A 15215-nucleotide genomic window follows, 5' to 3' on the forward strand; every position below is an offset into this window, starting at 1 on the left:
AATAATGGCACTGGTAAAAACAAGTTTGAAACTGTTTGGCGGGGATACAGTGGTGGTGCGTTGCTCAGAGCGCTGTCATATTCATTTGATGAGCACAAAAGCGCAGAAGTCGTCGCAGGCGGATATTTTAAGCGTGCAGAACAAAGATAATGCGTGGCTAACGGTGCCTTATACCGGCACATGGGATGTGTTGATCGACAGCCACAGTCAGTCGCTCGAACACTCCGTGAGTTATGTAGCAGCGTGACAGCGAAGGATACGGCCCGGAACGCATGGCGTGACCGGGCTTTTTTATCAGGCGAAACCTGGGCGTAACTGCCCTTCCTGAGATTCTCCGTCCATCAACGTTTTGACCTTCGACACCAGCTCGTTCAGGCAGTCATCTTTCATTCCCAAACGTGCCAGTTCTTGATCAAGCGAGAACACATACTCTGCGTTGGTGCCCAGCGGGCCGCTGGCCGCTGCAATCAACGGCGCAATCACCTGCGTGCGGGTGTCCGCTTCGTAGAGCGCATGACGCGGGTCCATGATAAATACCAGCGCATTGACGGTGCGTCCGTCGTCGAGTTCCAGCTTGCACCAGCTCGGCATATAGCAGCCGGTGATCATTTCGCGCTTCCACAGCAGGGTCAGCTCGTCTTCCAGCGTGTCGTCCGGCAAACGGTACGCCACGCCCGTGGTGCGCCCGCCCTCTTTCAGTGCAAGCATCCGGCCTGGCTGACAGGCACTGCCGCGTCCAGCCGTCAGGCGCAAACAAAACGCGCGATGCCAGCCAGGGAGCGTACCCGTAGCGGATTCGCGGTATTCCAGCGCGGGGTTCCACATCAGCGAGCCATAGCCAAAGATCCAGACCGGGCCATTATCAGGACGGCAGGCCATCGTCGCCGCAAGCGACGCTGCACGCTGTTCGGCTGACCAGAGAAGCGATTCTTCTATGTCACCAAATGCCGTTTTACAATCTGCGTTCAACAAGAAATCACGCGTTAACACTTTACACCTCCGCCACTGCTTGCTTCCTTGCGACAACTGTTAGCGCCTTCCCGGCATTGTATTGACTGCTCATTTTGACAGCAGTTAACAAACGATAAGCAAATAACGGGCCGGTTGCAATACAACGAAAGTTCAACAGCCAGAAATGTCCAAACAGAGGCAGCTAATCATTTGGCTGCTATTTCTTTTTGTGCCACTTATCATCCTCACCTTTTTCGTAATCATGTTTGACCGCAGCCCAGGCAACGCGATGTGCGGTCTCTTCGCGGCTGGCATCGTCCCGGCGATCGTCTTTGTCTTTGTATTGATCCCAGGCGCTGTTAAACGCTTCTTTGTAAATCTCCTGCGCATGCGCTGGCAGCACATGCTGCACGCTATCGGGTAAATCGCTTTTGAATTTATAAGGCATCGCTAACCTCTCTTTTTACTAAAATAATAAGTGTGGTTGATAGATTGCACCTCTGCCAGCACTATGACATTTGTGTTAAATCAAACAACTTAATACGCTGTTAAGTAGGATATATTTTTCATTAACACGTCATTACGGGCTGTTTGATTGAAAAATCATACCTGACGTAAAATTAGGTAAAACATTACGCTGATTTACCTGTTTTCTGTTAGTTTAGTGGGCTTGAATTTCACTCTATAATTACAATCATCTGCATTGACGGAGAATCGCATGACAACAACACAGGAGGCGGTAAAAACCCGCCACAAGGAGACGTCACTCATTTTCCCGGTCGTGGCACTGGCTGTGCTCTTCTTCTTAGGAAGCAGTCAGTCATTGCCAGTGGTCGTTGGGATTAATGCTCTTGCTCTGGTAGGTATTTTATTTAGCGCCTTTAGCGTAGTACGACACGCCGATGTTCTGGCACACCGTCTTGGAGAGCCTTACGGCTCGCTGATTTTAAGCCTTTCCGTCGTTATCCTCGAAGTCAGTCTCATTTCTGCATTAATGGCGACAGGCGATGCCGCGCCGACGCTGATGCGCGATACGCTTTATTCCATCATCATGATTGTAACCGGCGGTCTGGTCGGCTTTTCGTTATTGCTGGGCGGACAAAAATTTGCGACCCAGTACATGAATTTGTTTGGGATTAAACAGTATCTGATTGCCCTGTTTCCGCTGGCGATTATCGTTCTGGTGTTTCCGATGGCGCTACCGGGTGCGAATTTCACCACCGGTCAGGCTCTGCTGGTCGCGCTGATCTCTGCCGCCATGTACGGCGTATTCCTGCTGATTCAAACCAAGACGCACCAAAGCCTGTTTGTCTACGAGCATGAAGATGACGGCGATGACCCGCATCACGGCAAGCCATCCGCGCATAGCAGCCTGTGGCACACCATTTGGCTGATCGTGCATCTGATTGCGGTGATTGCCGTGACCAAGATGAACGCCAATCCGCTTGAAACGCTGTTGACCGAATTGAATGCGCCTGTCGCCTTTACCGGCTTCCTGGTGGCCCTGTTGATTCTCTCCCCAGAAGGGTTGGGTGCGCTGAAAGCGGTACTCAACAACCAGGTTCAGCGCGCAATGAATCTGTTCTTTGGCTCCGTGCTGGCAACGATTTCATTGACCGTTCCTGTCGTGACGATGATTGCCTTTATGACCGGCAATGAGCTGCAGTTTGCGCTGGGTGCGCCAGAAATGATTGTGATGATGGCGTCATTGTTACTGTGTCAGATATCGTTCTCGACCGGACGCACGAACGTGCTCAACGGTGCAGCGCATATGGCGCTGTTTATCGCCTATCTGATGACGATCTTCGCCTGAGGCGGGTACTCACCTCCGCCTTCTCGCATGCGTGAAGGTGTAAAACGAAAAACGGCAACCCAGGGGTTGCCGTTTTGCTTTCTATCACGGGACACTTTAGTTGCTGGTGTCCAGCTCGTCGAAGCTTTTAACCAGATCGTCAATCGCTTTGATTTGCTTCAGGAACGGTTCCAGTTTATCTAGCGGCAGCGCGGACGGGCCGTCGCATTTTGCGTTGGCTGGATCCGGGTGCGCTTCGATGAACAGACCTGCGATACCCGTTGCCATGCCCGCACGTGCCAGTTCAGTCACCTGACCACGGCGACCGCTGGATGCTGCGCCAAACGGGTCACGGCATTGCAGGGCGTGGGTCACGTCGAAGATAACCGGTGAGTTGTTGGACACTTTCTTCATCACGCTGAAGCCCAGCATGTCCACAACCAGGTTGTCGTAACCAAAGTTTGCGCCACGGTCACACAGGATTATTTGGTCATTGCCACCTTCGATAAACTTATCAACGATGTTACCCATCTGGCCTGGGCTGACGAACTGAGGTTTTTTAACGTTGATCACCGCACCGGTTTTCGCCATCGCTTCAACCAGATCGGTCTGGCGTGCGAGGAATGCCGGAAGCTGGATCACATCAACCACTTCCGAAACAGGCTGCGCCTGTGACGCTTCGTGTACGTCGGTGATCACTTTCACGCCAAACGTCTGTTTCAGCTCCTGGAAAATCTTCATCCCCTCTTCCAGGCCTGGGCCACGGTAAGAGTTGATTGAGGAACGGTTGGCTTTGTCAAAAGAGGCTTTAAACACATACGGGATACCCAGTTTCTGAGTTACGGTCACGTAGTGTTCGCAGATGCGCATCGCGAGGTCACGGGATTCCAGAACGTTCATGCCGCCAAACAGCACGAACGGCAGGTCGTTTGCCACGTTGATATCACCAATGCTAACCACTTTTTGTTTCATAGGATCGCCTTATTCAGGTGTGAATCGGAATTAAGATTAATGCAGTGTAATTTGTTTGTGCGCGATCGCGTTGATCTGCGCGCGAATCATTTCGCTTATCGGGTCTTCCGGGCACTGCTCAACGAAGTAGTTCAAATCCGTCAGCGCAACGTGATCGCAATCCAGTTGTGCGTAGATAAGCCCACGGTCGCGGATCTCATACGGATCTTCTGGATTGAACTGCAACAGCACCTCGCTGGCGCGTAAGGCCAGTTCCATCTGGCGCTCTTCCATGAGGGCCGATTTCAGCGTATCGAGCAGCTTGCGCACTACTTCAGCGTTGTCCGCTTCATCAAGATCTTCGTTGAAAAGTTCAGCCACCGGGCTGATATTGCCTTTCAGCCAGACATCCAGCGTGTGTTCGTCCAGCGTGTCACCGTTGAAGGGGTTGATTAACCACATCTCGCCTTCCAGCGATTCCGCGCGCAAAATCAGCTGCGTCGGGAAAATAACCGGAACCAGCGGAATATCCAGACGGTTCGCGACCCAAAGCAGAACAGCCCCAAGAGCCACTGCGCTGCCCTGACGGTGTTTCAGTACTTCATCCAGCCAAAGCGCATCGGAAAGGCGGTACACGCCACGCGTGTCGCAAAAGCCCCATTCGCCATAAAACAGCTCGATCAGTTTTTCCAGTTGCCAGTCCTGAGAACGAGCCTGATTGATCTCTTCGCGTGCCAGGCTCACCAGGCTTTCCAGTTCATCGTAGACCCACTCAGATGTGAAATCGTCGCGGATCATCTCCGATATCAGGACCATCCCATCGCAAAGCGGGACTTTATTAAATTCGAAATCGGCTAAGGACTTCATGACTTACCCCAGTAACGGTATTCTTGTGGTGGCGAGTTTAATGATGATGTACAGCACCACCAGCCCCAGCAGAAAGGCAATAAATCCGGCCTGCTGGCTGCGTGGACGACGACGCCCAAGCGCGATAAAACCCAAAACGATGTAGATGATAACGCCAAACAGCTTCTCAGTCAGCCATGTGCCTTTATCAGTAAATGGCAGATAGCCCGTGACCCACATTAAACCCGCGCCGGAAAGGAACAGCACCGTGTCGATACAGTGGGGCGCCACGCGTACCCACCGGGCGTCGATCAGTGAATTGTTGCTGTAGCGCCACCAGTAGCGGAGAACGAAAAAGCTGATGGTTAGCGCAACGGCGGCAATATGCACATAAATCAAAACGCTGAACGTGCTCATGCCATTCTTCCCAGCGTTAAACGGTCATTGCCACCGTAGTCCTGGCAGGTTTCGACCCGTTCATAACCAGCGTGCGTAAACAGCGAACGCACCGCCTCGCCCTGCGTCCAGCCGTGTTCAATCAACAGCCAACCCCCAGCGGTTAAGTGCTGGCGTGACACCGTCACAATATGCGCAATATCCGCCAGGCCTTCTTCTGCCGCCACTAACGCCGTGAGCGGTTCAAAGCGCACATCGCCCTGCGACAGATGCGGATCGCGTTCATCAATATACGGTGGATTACTGACAATCATCTCAAACTGCTGGCCGACGAGAGCGTCAAACCAGCTGCTTTGTTGGATTTTTACGTTGTTGAAACCAAGACGCGCCACGTTACGCAACGCGAGCGCGACGGCATCGGGCATAACGTCAACGGCCGTGATCTGACAATCCGGCCGCTCGCTCGCCAACGCCAGCGCTATCGCACCGGTTCCTGTCCCTAAATCGAGAATCCGACAGGCCGTGGCGGGAAGACGAGCCAGAGCGTGTTCCACCAGGCATTCGGTATCCGGGCGCGGGATCAGCGTGGCCGCAGAAACATACAGCGGCAGCGACCAGAATTCGCGTTCTCCCGTCAGGTGCGCCACGGGTTCACCCGCTTTGCGACGCGACAACAAATCGGAAAGCTGCGCGTGCTGATCCGCCGTCAGTTCCGTTTCACCAAACGCCAGAAGATAGGTTCGCGCTTTGCCGGTGACATGTTCAAGCAAGATTTCAGCGTCACGACGCGGGCTTTCGCTTTCGCCAAGCTCGCTAATCGCAACGCGTAACCAGTGCTGAAAATCCATTAGTCTTGATCTGCCAGGGCCGCCAGCTGATCGGCCTGGTATTCCTGCACGATGGGCTCAATCAGCGAATCGAGTTTGCCTTCCATTATTTCGTCCAGACGGTAAATAGTCAGGTTGATACGGTGGTCGGTCACGCGCCCCTGCGGGAAGTTATAGGTGCGGTTACGGTCGCTACGATCGCCGCTGCCCAACAGGTTACGGCGGGTTGAAGCTTCGGCCTGCTGACGTTTGGCAATTTCTGCCGCGCGAATACGCGAACCCAATACCGACAGCGCTTTGGCTTTGTTTTTGTGCTGGGAGCGTTCGTCCTGACATTCCACCACAATCCCGGTCGGCAAGTGGGTAATACGGATGGCAGAGTCAGTGGTGTTAACGTGCTGACCGCCCGCACCGGATGAACGGAAAGTATCGATACGCAAATCGCCGGGATTAATATCCGGCAGTTCGGCTTCTGGCACTTCCGGCATCACCGCCACGGTACACGCGGAGGTATGGATACGGCCCTGGGATTCCGTTGCCGGAACGCGCTGTACGCGGTGTCCGCCGGATTCAAACTTCAGACGACCATACACGCCCTCGCCGCTGATTTTGGCGATCACTTCTTTATATCCACCATGCTCGCCTTCGTTGGCACTCATGATTTCGACACGCCAGCGGCGCGATTCTGCGTAACGGCTGTACATGCGGAACAGATCGCCGGCGAACAGCGCGGCTTCATCCCCGCCTGTACCGGCGCGGACTTCGACAAACGCGTTGCGCTCGTCATCGGGATCTTTCGGTAGCAGCAGAACCTGAAGCTGCTGCTCCATCTCTTCTGCACGGGCTTTCGCCTCCTGCAGTTCTTCTTGCGCCATCTCGCGCATTTCAGGATCGTCGAGCATCATCTGCGCGGTTTCAATATCTTCCTGAACCTGCTGCCAGTCGGTAAAGCAGCGCGAAACATCGCTAAGCTGCGCATATTCACGCGATAGCGCGCGAAAACGATCCTGGTCTGCAATAGTCGCGGCATCGCCGAGCAAGGCCTGAACTTCTTCGTGGCGCTCGTGCAGAGCTTCCAGTTTAGCGACGATAGAGGGCTTCATAGGCGTAAAATGCACCTTGTAATAGAAAATGGGTGTGTGGCGCTATTCCAGCCCGAGGCTGTTGCGCAGAATAGTCAGGCGTTCATCATCCCCGTTACGGGCAGCCTGTTGAAGTGATTTGGTTGGAGCATGAATTAACCGGTTGGTCAGTTTCCACGCCAGGTCCTGCATAATTACCTGCGGATCGCCGCCCTGTTCGAGGGCCGCCATCGCTTTTGCCGTCAGATCGTCGCGCACTTGCTCCGCCTGACCGCGGTATTCACGGATGGTCTCGCTGGCGCTTTGCGCACGCAGCCAGGCCATAAATTCGCCCGATTCCTGCTCAACGATGGTTTCGGCCTGAACAGCGGCCGCTTTGCGTTGCGCGAGGTTGTGCGAAATGATGCTTTGCAGATCGTCAACGCTGTACAAATAAGCGTTCGCAAGCTTGCCCACTTCTGGCTCGACATCGCGCGGGACGGCGATATCCACCAGCAGCATCGGCTGATTACGGCGCGATTTAAGCGCGCGTTCCACCATCCCTTTACCGATGATCGGCAGCGGGCTGGCGGTTGAACTGATAATAATGTCTGCGTCTTTCAGGCGTTCATCGATATCGCTCAGCGCGATAACTTCTGCGCCCACTTCATCAGCCAGAACCTGTGCGCGTTCACGCGTACGGTTGGCGATAATCATGTGCTTGACCTTGTGCTCACGCAGATGACGCGCCACCAGCTCAATAGTCTCCCCTGCGCCAACGAGCAGCACGGTAACGGTTGAGAGGGATTCGAAGATCTGACGCGCCAGCGTACAGGCCGCGAAAGCAACCGAAACCGCACTGGCACCAATGTCGGTTTCGGTTCGCACTCGCTTGGCGACGGAGAAGGATTTCTGGAACATGCGTTCCAGCTCGCTGGCTTTTAAATGCCCCTTTTGCGAATCCGCGAAAGCTTTTTTCACCTGACCCAGAATTTGCGGCTCGCCGAGTACCAGGGAGTCAAGACCGCTGGCGACGCGCATGAGATGACTGACCGCATCGTTATCCTGATGCCAGTACACGCTGGTGCGCAGCTCTTCTTCGTTCAGATTATGGTATTCACATAACCAGCGAATCAGCGCTTCGTGGAGGTTATCTTGCTCTTCCACGCTCAGATATAGCTCAGTACGGTTACACGTCGAGAGCACCACACCGCCCTGCACCATCGGTTGCGCAAGCAGGCTGTCCAGCGCCTGGTCGAGCGTATCCGGCGAAAACGTAACACGTTCTCGCAACGCAACAGGGGCTGTTTTGTGGTTGATACCGAGTGCTAAAAGGGTCATGTGAGCGGGAGTAGTACCAGCGTTAATAAGGTTAGCAGGACGCATCATACCTGATGCGCGAGATCAATAAAAGAGACTGCCCCCTTTCGGAGTAATAGGCCTCACCCGCTAATTTCATGATTTAAGACAATATGAACGTAGACGCTGCCACCGCCGGGCGCTAGCATTAAGGGTTATAACTGCAACGCATCTCAAGGATTTGTCATTATTATGGCCCGATTGACTCGTTTGTTACCGCTGGCGGCACTGGTACTCTCTGCTTGCTCGATTACTCCGCCCAAGGGCCCCGGCAAAAGCCCTGACGCACCGCAGTGGCGTCAGCACCAGCAGGAAGTGCGCAATCTGAGCCAGTACCAGACCCGCGGCGCTTTCGCTTATCTCTCCGATCAGCAAAAAGTGTACGCACGCTTTTTCTGGCAGCAAACCGGACAGGATCGTTATCGTCTGCTCCTGCTGAACCCATTGGGTAGCACCGAATTAGAACTCAAAGCGCAGCCGGGTGAAGCACAAATTACCGATAATAAAGGCCAGCAATACACCGGAACCGATGCTGAAGAGATGATTGGCAAGCTGACGGGAATGCCGATTCCGATCAACAGCCTGCGTCAGTGGATCCTCGGTCTCCCGGGCGATGCGACGGATTACAAACTTGACGACCAGTACCGTCTTAGCCAAATCAACTACAGCCAGAACGGTAAAACCTGGAAAGTGGTTTACGGCGGTTACGACAGTGCTACTAAGCCCGCGCTGCCATCCAGTATGGAACTGACCGAAGGTGGCCAGCGAATCAAGCTGAAAATGGACAACTGGATCGTTAAATGATGACCCAATGGCCCTCCCCGGCAAAACTGAACCTGTTTTTGTACATTACCGGCCAGCGTGCTGACGGATATCACACGCTACAGACGCTGTTTCAGTTTGTTGATTATGGCGACACGATCTCCATCGAGCCGCGTCAGGACGGAGAAATCCATTTACTGACCCCGGTTGACGGCGTCGCCAGCGAAGACAACCTGATCGTGCGCGCCGCGCGGCTCTTAATTAAAGCGGCGACAAGCTCAGGCCGCTTGCCTGCTCATTACGGGGCTGATATTGGCGTCGAGAAACGCCTGCCGATGGGCGGTGGACTCGGTGGCGGGTCATCAAATGCGGCAACGGTACTGGTCGCGCTGAATCATCTGTGGGGCTGCGGGTTTTCTCAGGACGAGCTGGCCACGCTGGGGCTGACGCTGGGAGCCGATGTTCCGGTATTTGTTCGCGGTCATGCCGCCTTTGCCGAAGGGGTCGGCGAGATTCTTACTCCCGTCGATCCGCCAGAAAAATGGTATCTTATCGCACACCCGGGTGTGAGCATTCCCACTCCGGTTATTTTTAACGATCCGGAATTGCCGAGAAACACGCCAGTGCGGTCAATAGAGACGTTACTAAAATGTGAATTCGGCAACGATTGCGAGGTTATCGCAAGAAAACGTTTTCGTAAGGTTGATGCGGCGCTTTCCTGGCTGTTAGAATATGCGCCGTCGCGCCTGACTGGCACAGGTTCGTGTGTTTTTGCTGAATTTGACACCGAATCCGCCGCTCGTCAGGTGCTAGAGCAAGCTCCGGAATGGCTGCACGGTTTTGTAGCTCGTGGGATGAACACGTCCCCCCTACAGCAGACCATTCTGGCGCAGACTGAGTTTCGGTGACAACGTCACCCTGTTCCAGACGTTGCATCGCGCTCTTTAATACACCGCCTGGATAGCGTTCGCCTGGCCCGCACAGTTTGTGGCGAAAGTTATCCCCATTGGACGCATGCCTGAGGTTCTTCTCGTGCCTGATATGAAGCTTTTTGCTGGTAACGCCACCCCGGAACTAGCACAACGTATTGCCAACCGCCTGTACACTTCCCTCGGCGACGCCGCTGTAGGTCGCTTTAGCGACGGCGAAGTCAGCGTACAAATTAACGAAAATGTACGCGGTGGTGATATTTTCATCATCCAGTCCACCTGTGCTCCAACTAACGACAACCTGATGGAATTGGTTGTTATGGTCGATGCCCTGCGCCGTGCTTCTGCAGGCCGTATCACGGCTGTTATTCCTTACTTTGGTTATGCTCGCCAGGACCGTCGCGTCCGTTCAGCGCGTGTTCCCATTACCGCTAAAGTTGTTGCTGACTTCCTGTCGAGCGTTGGTGTAGACCGCGTTCTGACAGTTGACCTGCACGCAGAGCAGATCCAGGGCTTCTTCGACGTTCCTGTTGATAACGTATTCGGTAGCCCAATCCTGCTCGAAGATATGCTGCAGCTGAATCTGGACAACCCAATTGTGGTTTCCCCGGATATCGGTGGCGTAGTTCGTGCGCGTGCAATTGCAAAACTGCTCAACGATACCGACATGGCTATCATCGATAAACGCCGTCCGCGCGCTAACGTTTCTCAGGTGATGCACATCATCGGTGATGTTGCTGGCCGTGACTGCGTTCTGGTTGATGACATGATCGATACCGGCGGCACGCTGTGCAAAGCCGCCGAAGCGCTGAAAGAACGTGGTGCTAAACGCGTATTTGCTTACGCAACTCACCCGATTTTCTCGGGTAATGCGGTCAATAACCTGCGCAACTCCGTGATCGACGAAGTTGTGGTTTGCGATACCATTCCACTCAGTGAAGAGATCAAGGCGCTGCCAAACGTGCGCACTCTGACCCTGTCCGGAATGTTGGCCGAAGCGATTCGTCGTATCAGCAACGAAGAATCCATCTCTGCTATGTTCGAGCATTAATCGAACCCGGCGCAAAAACCCGCTGCGGCGGGTTTTTTTGTCTGTAACATTCATTTGTATGATCAATGCCAACTTCACCTGCCATTCACATGACAGATGATGCGCTCACGGATGAAAGATAATTGTGAAAAATATTGCCCCCTCACATGTTCTGCCCTTTCGCGCCCTCATCGACGCCTGCTGGAAAGAGAAATACACCTCATCGCGATTCGTCCGCGATCTGATTGCCGGTATCACGGTTGGGATCATCGCCATTCCCCTGGCGATGGCACTGGCTATTGCCAGCGGCGTTGCCCCGCAGTACGGGCTTTATACATCAGCAGTTGCCGGTATTGTGATTGCCCTCAGCGGCGGGTCGCGCTTCAGCGTATCTGGCCCGACCGCCGCCTTCGTGGTGATTCTCTATCCCGTCTCACAGCAGTTTGGGCTGGGTGGTTTACTGGTTGCCACGCTAATGTCCGGCGTTTTTTTGATCCTGTTTGGGCTGGCACGTTTTGGCAGACTGATTGAGTACATTCCGCTTTCGGTGACGCTGGGGTTTACCTCCGGGATCGGCATTACCATCGGGACCATGCAGATTAAGGATTTCCTGGGTTTGCAACTCGCGCATGTTCCAGAACACTATCTGCAAAAAGTCGGGGCGTTGGTTATGGCGCTCCCCACGGCAAATCTGGGTGATGCGGCGATTGGCATTGTCACGCTGGGTACGTTAATTCTTTGGCCGCGACTGGGCATTCGTCTGCCGGGTCATTTGCCCGCGCTGTTATTGGGTTGCGCAGTCATGGGGGCGGTCAATGTGTTGGGTGGACACGTTGCCACCATCGGCTCGCAGTTCCACTATATTCTGGCGGATGGTTCTCAGGGTAGCGGCATCCCTCAGCTTCTGCCGCAGCTGGTGCTGCCCTGGGATCTGCCGGGTTCCAGCTTCACGTTGAGCTGGGATTCGCTACGCGCGCTGCTTCCCGCCGCGTTCTCCATGGCGATGTTGGGTGCGATAGAATCGCTCCTCTGCGCCGTTGTCCTCGATGGCATGACCGGAACCAAGCACAATGCCAATGGCGAACTGGTTGGGCAGGGATTAGGCAACATTATCGCCCCGTTCTTTGGCGGTATTACCGCGACGGCCGCGATTGCGCGCTCAGCCGCTAACGTGCGCGCAGGGGCAACCTCACCGGTTTCCGCCATTATTCACGCGCTTTTGGTGATCCTCGCCCTGCTGGCCCTGGCCCCGTTATTGTCCTGGCTTCCGCTGTCCGCGATGGCTGCCCTGCTGTTGATGGTCGCGTGGAACATGAGCGAAGCGCATAAAGTGGTTCATCTGCTGCGCCGTGCGCCAAAAGACGACATTATTGTGATGCTCATCTGTATGTCGCTTACGGTGCTTTTTGACATGGTGATCGCCATTAGCGTTGGGATCGTGCTGGCGTCGCTGCTGTTTATGCGACGCATTGCGCAGATGACGCGTCTGGCCCCAGTGAATGTTGAAGTCCCTGAGGATGTACTGGTTCTGCGCGTCATTGGCCCATTGTTTTTTGCCGCGGCAGAAGGTCTGTTTAGCGAACTGGAATCCCGGATTCAAGGTAAACGTATTGTGGTGTTGAAGTGGGATGCGGTTCCGGTACTCGATGCGGGTGGTCTGGATGCCTTCCAGCGCTTTGTCGAACGTCTACCGGAAGGCTGCGAGCTGCGCGTCAGTAATCTGGAATTCCAGCCGTTGCGCACGATGGCGCGCGCTGCTGTGCAACCGATTCCTGGACGGCTGGCATTTTATCCCAACCGCGAGGCGGCATTAGCGGATCTGTCCTGATACCGCTGACAAGCATTTATCTCATTCTTCAGGCATAAAAAACGGCTCTCTCAGGAGCCGTTTTTACATTCACATAGCGCGTTAGCTGTGCTTGTGCTGGTCGCGGCGGCAGCGTTTATCATAATGACGCACCCACCAGTATCTGTCGCTGACCTGTTCATGTCCGCTCACACGTGCGCCCGCAAGCCATAGAACCGCCCCAACGAAGATGCTAAGAATCGCACCATGGGCGAAATACTGCGGCAGGTCAATCTGAGGCAACTGGTTTAAAATTGAATAACCCACACCGGCTACCATCACGAACAGGCCCAATCCCATCAGCACATTACCGAGTCGTGAAGCGTTTTTGCGTTTCATATATCACCTCCGCAGCCTGGGTTGCAGGGAAAATGTCCCTAATCCTTGTGTGTAAAGTATAGACAACACCCCTTTCATGAGTTGCGTGAATGATCACATTAATGACTCTCGTCACAACAAAAATTTACAAATAAGCACCTGAACAACATGAAATTCTAATGGTTCACGTGCGTCATTATTCGCAAATTCCCCTTCCTTTCGCAGAATTTTGTCAATCGGCGCGGCAAACAGTAAACTACGCGCCAAATCTGGAACCTTTAGGAATTGAAACGTGACGATTAAATTGATTGTCGGCCTTGCCAACCCCGGTGCGGAATACGCGGCAACCCGCCATAACGCCGGTGCCTGGTATGTTGATTTACTGGCTGAGCGGTTGCGTGCCCCCCTACGTGAGGAGCCGAAATTCTTTGGCTATACCTCGCGCATCAACCTGGCGGGTGCTGATGTGCGTTTGCTGGTTCCAACCACGTTCATGAATTTAAGCGGCAAAGCAGTGGCCGCGATGGCGACATTTTATCGCATTAATCCGGATGAAATTCTGGTCGCTCACGATGAACTCGACTTACCGCCAGGCGTGGCGAAATTCAAACTGGGCGGCGGTCACGGCGGGCATAATGGCCTGAAGGACATCATCAGCAAACTCGGCAATAACCCGAACTTTCATCGCTTACGCGTGGGAATTGGTCATCCAGGCGATAAAAATAAAGTTGTGGGTTTTGTGCTAGGCAAACCGCCGAGCTCAGAACAGAAGCTCATCGACGAAGCCGTAGACGAAGCGGTGCGCTGTACGGAAATCTGGTTGCAGGATGGCCTAACCAAAGCGACCAATCGCCTGCACGCTTTCAAAGCGCAATAATCCCGACGTACAGCCTTTTTTACCGCGCGTGACACAGGTTACGTGTATAATAGGCAAAGTTATTTACTTTTCTTCAATCTGTTAACGATAACGGGTTGAATACCAAGACATTAAGGTGATTTAAAGATGGGATTTAAATGCGGTATCGTTGGCCTGCCAAACGTTGGCAAATCCACCCTGTTTAACGCGCTCACCAAAGCGGGCATCGAAGCAGCAAACTTCCCGTTCTGTACTATTGAACCGAACACCGGTGTCGTACCGATGCCCGATCCACGTCTGGACCAGCTCGCGGAAATCGTAAAACCGCAGCGTATTCTGCCGACAACCATGGAATTCGTGGATATCGCCGGTCTGGTTAAAGGGGCTTCCAAAGGCGAAGGCCTGGGCAACCAGTTCCTGACCAACATCCGTGAAACCGAAGCGATCGGTCACGTGGTTCGTTGCTTCGAAAACGACAACATCATCCATGTGAATAATAAAGTGGATCCGGCTGACGATATCGAGGTCATTAATACCGAGCTGGCACTGTCTGACCTGGACACCTGCGAGCGCGCGATTCACCGCGTGCAGAAACGTGCTAAAGGCGGCGATAAAGACGCGAAAGCAGAACTGGCTGCGCTGGAAAAATGTCTGCCTCAGCTCGAAAACGCGGGCATGCTGCGTTCACTGGCGCTGACCGAAGAAGACAAAGCGGCGATCAAATACCTGAGCTTCCTGACGCTCAAGCCAACCATGTACATCGCGAACGTTAACGAAGACGGTTTTGAAAACAACCCGTACCTCGACAAAGTGCGCGAAATCGCCGCTGGCGAAGGTTCCGTGGTCGTGGCGGTGTGTGCTGCCGTTGAGTCTGACATTGCTGAACTGGACGACGCCGATCGCGAAGAGTTCATGGCCGAGCTGGGTATTGAAGAGCCAGGTCTGAACCGCGTGATTCGCGCGGGTTACGAGCTGCTGAATCTGCAAACCTACTTCACCGCTGGCGTGAAAGAAGTTCGCGCATGGACGATTCCTGTTGGCGCTACCGCTCCGCAGGCCGCAGGTAAGATCCATACCGATTTCGAAAAAGGTTTTATCCGCGCTCAAACCATCGCGTTTGAAGACTTCATCGCCTACAAGGGTGAGCAAGGCGCGAAAGAAGCCGGCAAAATGCGTGCTGAAGGTAAAGACTACATCGTGAAAGATGGCGATGTGATGAACTTCCTGTTCAACGTCTAATTCGTTTCTGTCGTCTCATGCGATCTCAGTGAATCGCATAAAAATATAAAAC

At 53.8% G+C, this 15215-nt stretch carries 17 protein-coding genes; 8 read left to right on the forward strand and 9 right to left on the reverse strand.

Going from position 1 to position 15215, the window contains the following annotated elements:
• Positions 1 to 4: 4 nt before the first annotated feature.
• The gene (locus tag AC07RN_RS15930) at positions 5 to 247 is read left to right on the forward strand and encodes a DUF1883 domain-containing protein (RefSeq protein ID WP_012017712.1); all 243 of its coding nucleotides are present in this window, start codon (positions 5 to 7) and stop codon (positions 245 to 247) included.
• 47 nt (positions 248 to 294) lie between these two features.
• Here the strand turns inward: AC07RN_RS15930 and AC07RN_RS15935 are convergent, their stop codons facing one another.
• On the reverse strand, positions 295 to 990 hold the full coding sequence (locus tag AC07RN_RS15935; RefSeq protein ID WP_012017713.1) for a gamma-glutamylcyclotransferase: 696 nt from the start codon (positions 988 to 990) through the stop codon (positions 295 to 297).
• 178 nt (positions 991 to 1168) lie between these two features.
• Positions 1169 to 1399, reverse strand: coding sequence for a putative cation transport regulator ChaB (gene chaB, locus AC07RN_RS15940; protein WP_478336802.1), 231 nt, complete (start codon positions 1397 to 1399; stop codon positions 1169 to 1171).
• 270 nt (positions 1400 to 1669) lie between these two features.
• Here chaB and chaA point away from each other — a divergent pair, with 270 nt between their 5' ends.
• On the forward strand, positions 1670 to 2764 hold the full coding sequence (gene chaA, locus AC07RN_RS15945; protein WP_449554105.1) for a sodium-potassium/proton antiporter ChaA: 1095 nt from the start codon (positions 1670 to 1672) through the stop codon (positions 2762 to 2764).
• 96 nt (positions 2765 to 2860) lie between these two features.
• Here chaA and kdsA read toward each other — a convergent pair whose 3' ends face one another.
• Genes kdsA through hemA form a run of 6 tightly spaced genes read right to left on the reverse strand, consistent with a single transcriptional unit; the run spans position 2861 to position 8165 of the window.
• Entirely contained in the window at positions 2861 to 3715 is an 855-nt protein-coding gene (kdsA, locus tag AC07RN_RS15950) for a 3-deoxy-8-phosphooctulonate synthase (protein ID WP_219346464.1), read from the reverse strand.
• 36 nt (positions 3716 to 3751) lie between these two features.
• Complete coding sequence (gene sirB1, locus AC07RN_RS15955; RefSeq protein ID WP_012017717.1) at positions 3752 to 4561, reverse strand: invasion regulator SirB1; 810 nt, start codon at positions 4559 to 4561, stop codon at positions 3752 to 3754.
• 3 nt (positions 4562 to 4564) lie between these two features.
• Positions 4565 to 4957, reverse strand: coding sequence for an invasion regulator SirB2 (gene sirB2 / locus AC07RN_RS15960; protein WP_012017718.1), 393 nt, complete (start codon positions 4955 to 4957; stop codon positions 4565 to 4567).
• On the reverse strand, positions 4954 to 5784 hold the full coding sequence (gene prmC / locus AC07RN_RS15965) for a peptide chain release factor N(5)-glutamine methyltransferase (RefSeq protein WP_478336803.1): 831 nt from the start codon (positions 5782 to 5784) through the stop codon (positions 4954 to 4956). The genes sirB2 and prmC overlap by 4 nt, the downstream gene beginning before the upstream one ends.
• Positions 5784 to 6866, reverse strand: a complete 1083-nt coding sequence (gene prfA / locus AC07RN_RS15970) for a peptide chain release factor 1 (protein ID WP_012017720.1) — start codon at positions 6864 to 6866, stop codon at positions 5784 to 5786. Before prfA ends, prmC begins: the two co-directional genes overlap by 1 nt.
• Positions 6867 to 6908: 42 nt before the next feature.
• Positions 6909 to 8165 carry a glutamyl-tRNA reductase gene (hemA, locus tag AC07RN_RS15975; RefSeq protein WP_041689438.1) on the reverse strand — a complete coding sequence of 419 codons (1257 nt, stop codon included), beginning with the start codon at positions 8163 to 8165 and terminating at the stop codon, positions 6909 to 6911.
• A gap of 210 nt (positions 8166 to 8375) precedes the next feature.
• Between hemA and lolB the strand changes: the two genes are divergently transcribed.
• The 4 genes from lolB (at position 8376) to dauA (ending at position 12732) form a co-directional block, all read left to right on the forward strand.
• Complete coding sequence (gene lolB, locus AC07RN_RS15980) at positions 8376 to 8987, forward strand: lipoprotein insertase outer membrane protein LolB (RefSeq protein ID WP_235133457.1); 612 nt, start codon at positions 8376 to 8378, stop codon at positions 8985 to 8987.
• Complete coding sequence (gene ispE / locus AC07RN_RS15985) at positions 8984 to 9853, forward strand: 4-(cytidine 5'-diphospho)-2-C-methyl-D-erythritol kinase (protein ID WP_478336804.1); 870 nt, start codon at positions 8984 to 8986, stop codon at positions 9851 to 9853. Before lolB ends, ispE begins: the two co-directional genes overlap by 4 nt.
• A 124-nt stretch (positions 9854 to 9977) precedes the next feature.
• Positions 9978 to 10925 (forward strand): ribose-phosphate diphosphokinase, encoded by a 948-nt coding sequence (prs, locus tag AC07RN_RS15990; protein WP_012017724.1) that lies wholly within the window; start codon positions 9978 to 9980, stop codon positions 10923 to 10925.
• 124 nt (positions 10926 to 11049) lie between these two features.
• Positions 11050 to 12732 (forward strand): C4-dicarboxylic acid transporter DauA, encoded by a 1683-nt coding sequence (gene dauA / locus AC07RN_RS15995; protein WP_478336805.1) that lies wholly within the window; start codon positions 11050 to 11052, stop codon positions 12730 to 12732.
• 81 nt (positions 12733 to 12813) lie between these two features.
• Here dauA and ychH read toward each other — a convergent pair whose 3' ends face one another.
• Entirely contained in the window at positions 12814 to 13089 is a 276-nt protein-coding gene (gene ychH / locus AC07RN_RS16000) for a stress-induced protein YchH (RefSeq protein WP_012017726.1), read from the reverse strand.
• Positions 13090 to 13360: 271 nt separating this feature from the next.
• Here ychH and pth point away from each other — a divergent pair, with 271 nt between their 5' ends.
• Both pth and ychF read left to right on the forward strand, forming a co-directional pair.
• Complete coding sequence (pth, locus tag AC07RN_RS16005; protein ID WP_186752941.1) at positions 13361 to 13945, forward strand: aminoacyl-tRNA hydrolase; 585 nt, start codon at positions 13361 to 13363, stop codon at positions 13943 to 13945.
• A gap of 126 nt (positions 13946 to 14071) precedes the next feature.
• Positions 14072 to 15163 carry a redox-regulated ATPase YchF gene (gene ychF / locus AC07RN_RS16010; protein WP_235133462.1) on the forward strand — a complete coding sequence of 364 codons (1092 nt, stop codon included), beginning with the start codon at positions 14072 to 14074 and terminating at the stop codon, positions 15161 to 15163.
• Positions 15164 to 15215: the final 52 nt, after the last annotated feature.

This window comes from Lelliottia sp. GFLA7, from assembly GCF_056490165.1.

Coding starts and splice junctions, on each gene's coding strand:
- AC07RN_RS15930 (WP_012017712.1), top strand. CDS start 5: ATGGCACTGGTAAAAACAAGTTTGAAACTGTTTGGCGGGGATACAGTG.
- chaB (WP_478336802.1), bottom strand. CDS start 1,399: ATGCCTTATAAATTCAAAAGCGATTTACCCGATAGCGTGCAGCATGTG.
- chaA (WP_449554105.1), top strand. CDS start 1,670: ATGACAACAACACAGGAGGCGGTAAAAACCCGCCACAAGGAGACGTCA.
- kdsA (WP_219346464.1), bottom strand. CDS start 3,715: ATGAAACAAAAAGTGGTTAGCATTGGTGATATCAACGTGGCAAACGAC.
- sirB1 (WP_012017717.1), bottom strand. CDS start 4,561: ATGAAGTCCTTAGCCGATTTCGAATTTAATAAAGTCCCGCTTTGCGAT.
- sirB2 (WP_012017718.1), bottom strand. CDS start 4,957: ATGAGCACGTTCAGCGTTTTGATTTATGTGCATATTGCCGCCGTTGCG.
- prmC (WP_478336803.1), bottom strand. CDS start 5,784: ATGGATTTTCAGCACTGGTTACGCGTTGCGATTAGCGAGCTTGGCGAA.
- prfA (WP_012017720.1), bottom strand. CDS start 6,866: ATGAAGCCCTCTATCGTCGCTAAACTGGAAGCTCTGCACGAGCGCCAC.
- hemA (WP_041689438.1), bottom strand. CDS start 8,165: ATGACCCTTTTAGCACTCGGTATCAACCACAAAACAGCCCCTGTTGCG.
- lolB (WP_235133457.1), top strand. CDS start 8,376: ATGGCCCGATTGACTCGTTTGTTACCGCTGGCGGCACTGGTACTCTCT.
- ispE (WP_478336804.1), top strand. CDS start 8,984: ATGATGACCCAATGGCCCTCCCCGGCAAAACTGAACCTGTTTTTGTAC.
- ychH (WP_012017726.1), bottom strand. CDS start 13,089: ATGAAACGCAAAAACGCTTCACGACTCGGTAATGTGCTGATGGGATTG.
- ychF (WP_235133462.1), top strand. CDS start 14,072: ATGGGATTTAAATGCGGTATCGTTGGCCTGCCAAACGTTGGCAAATCC.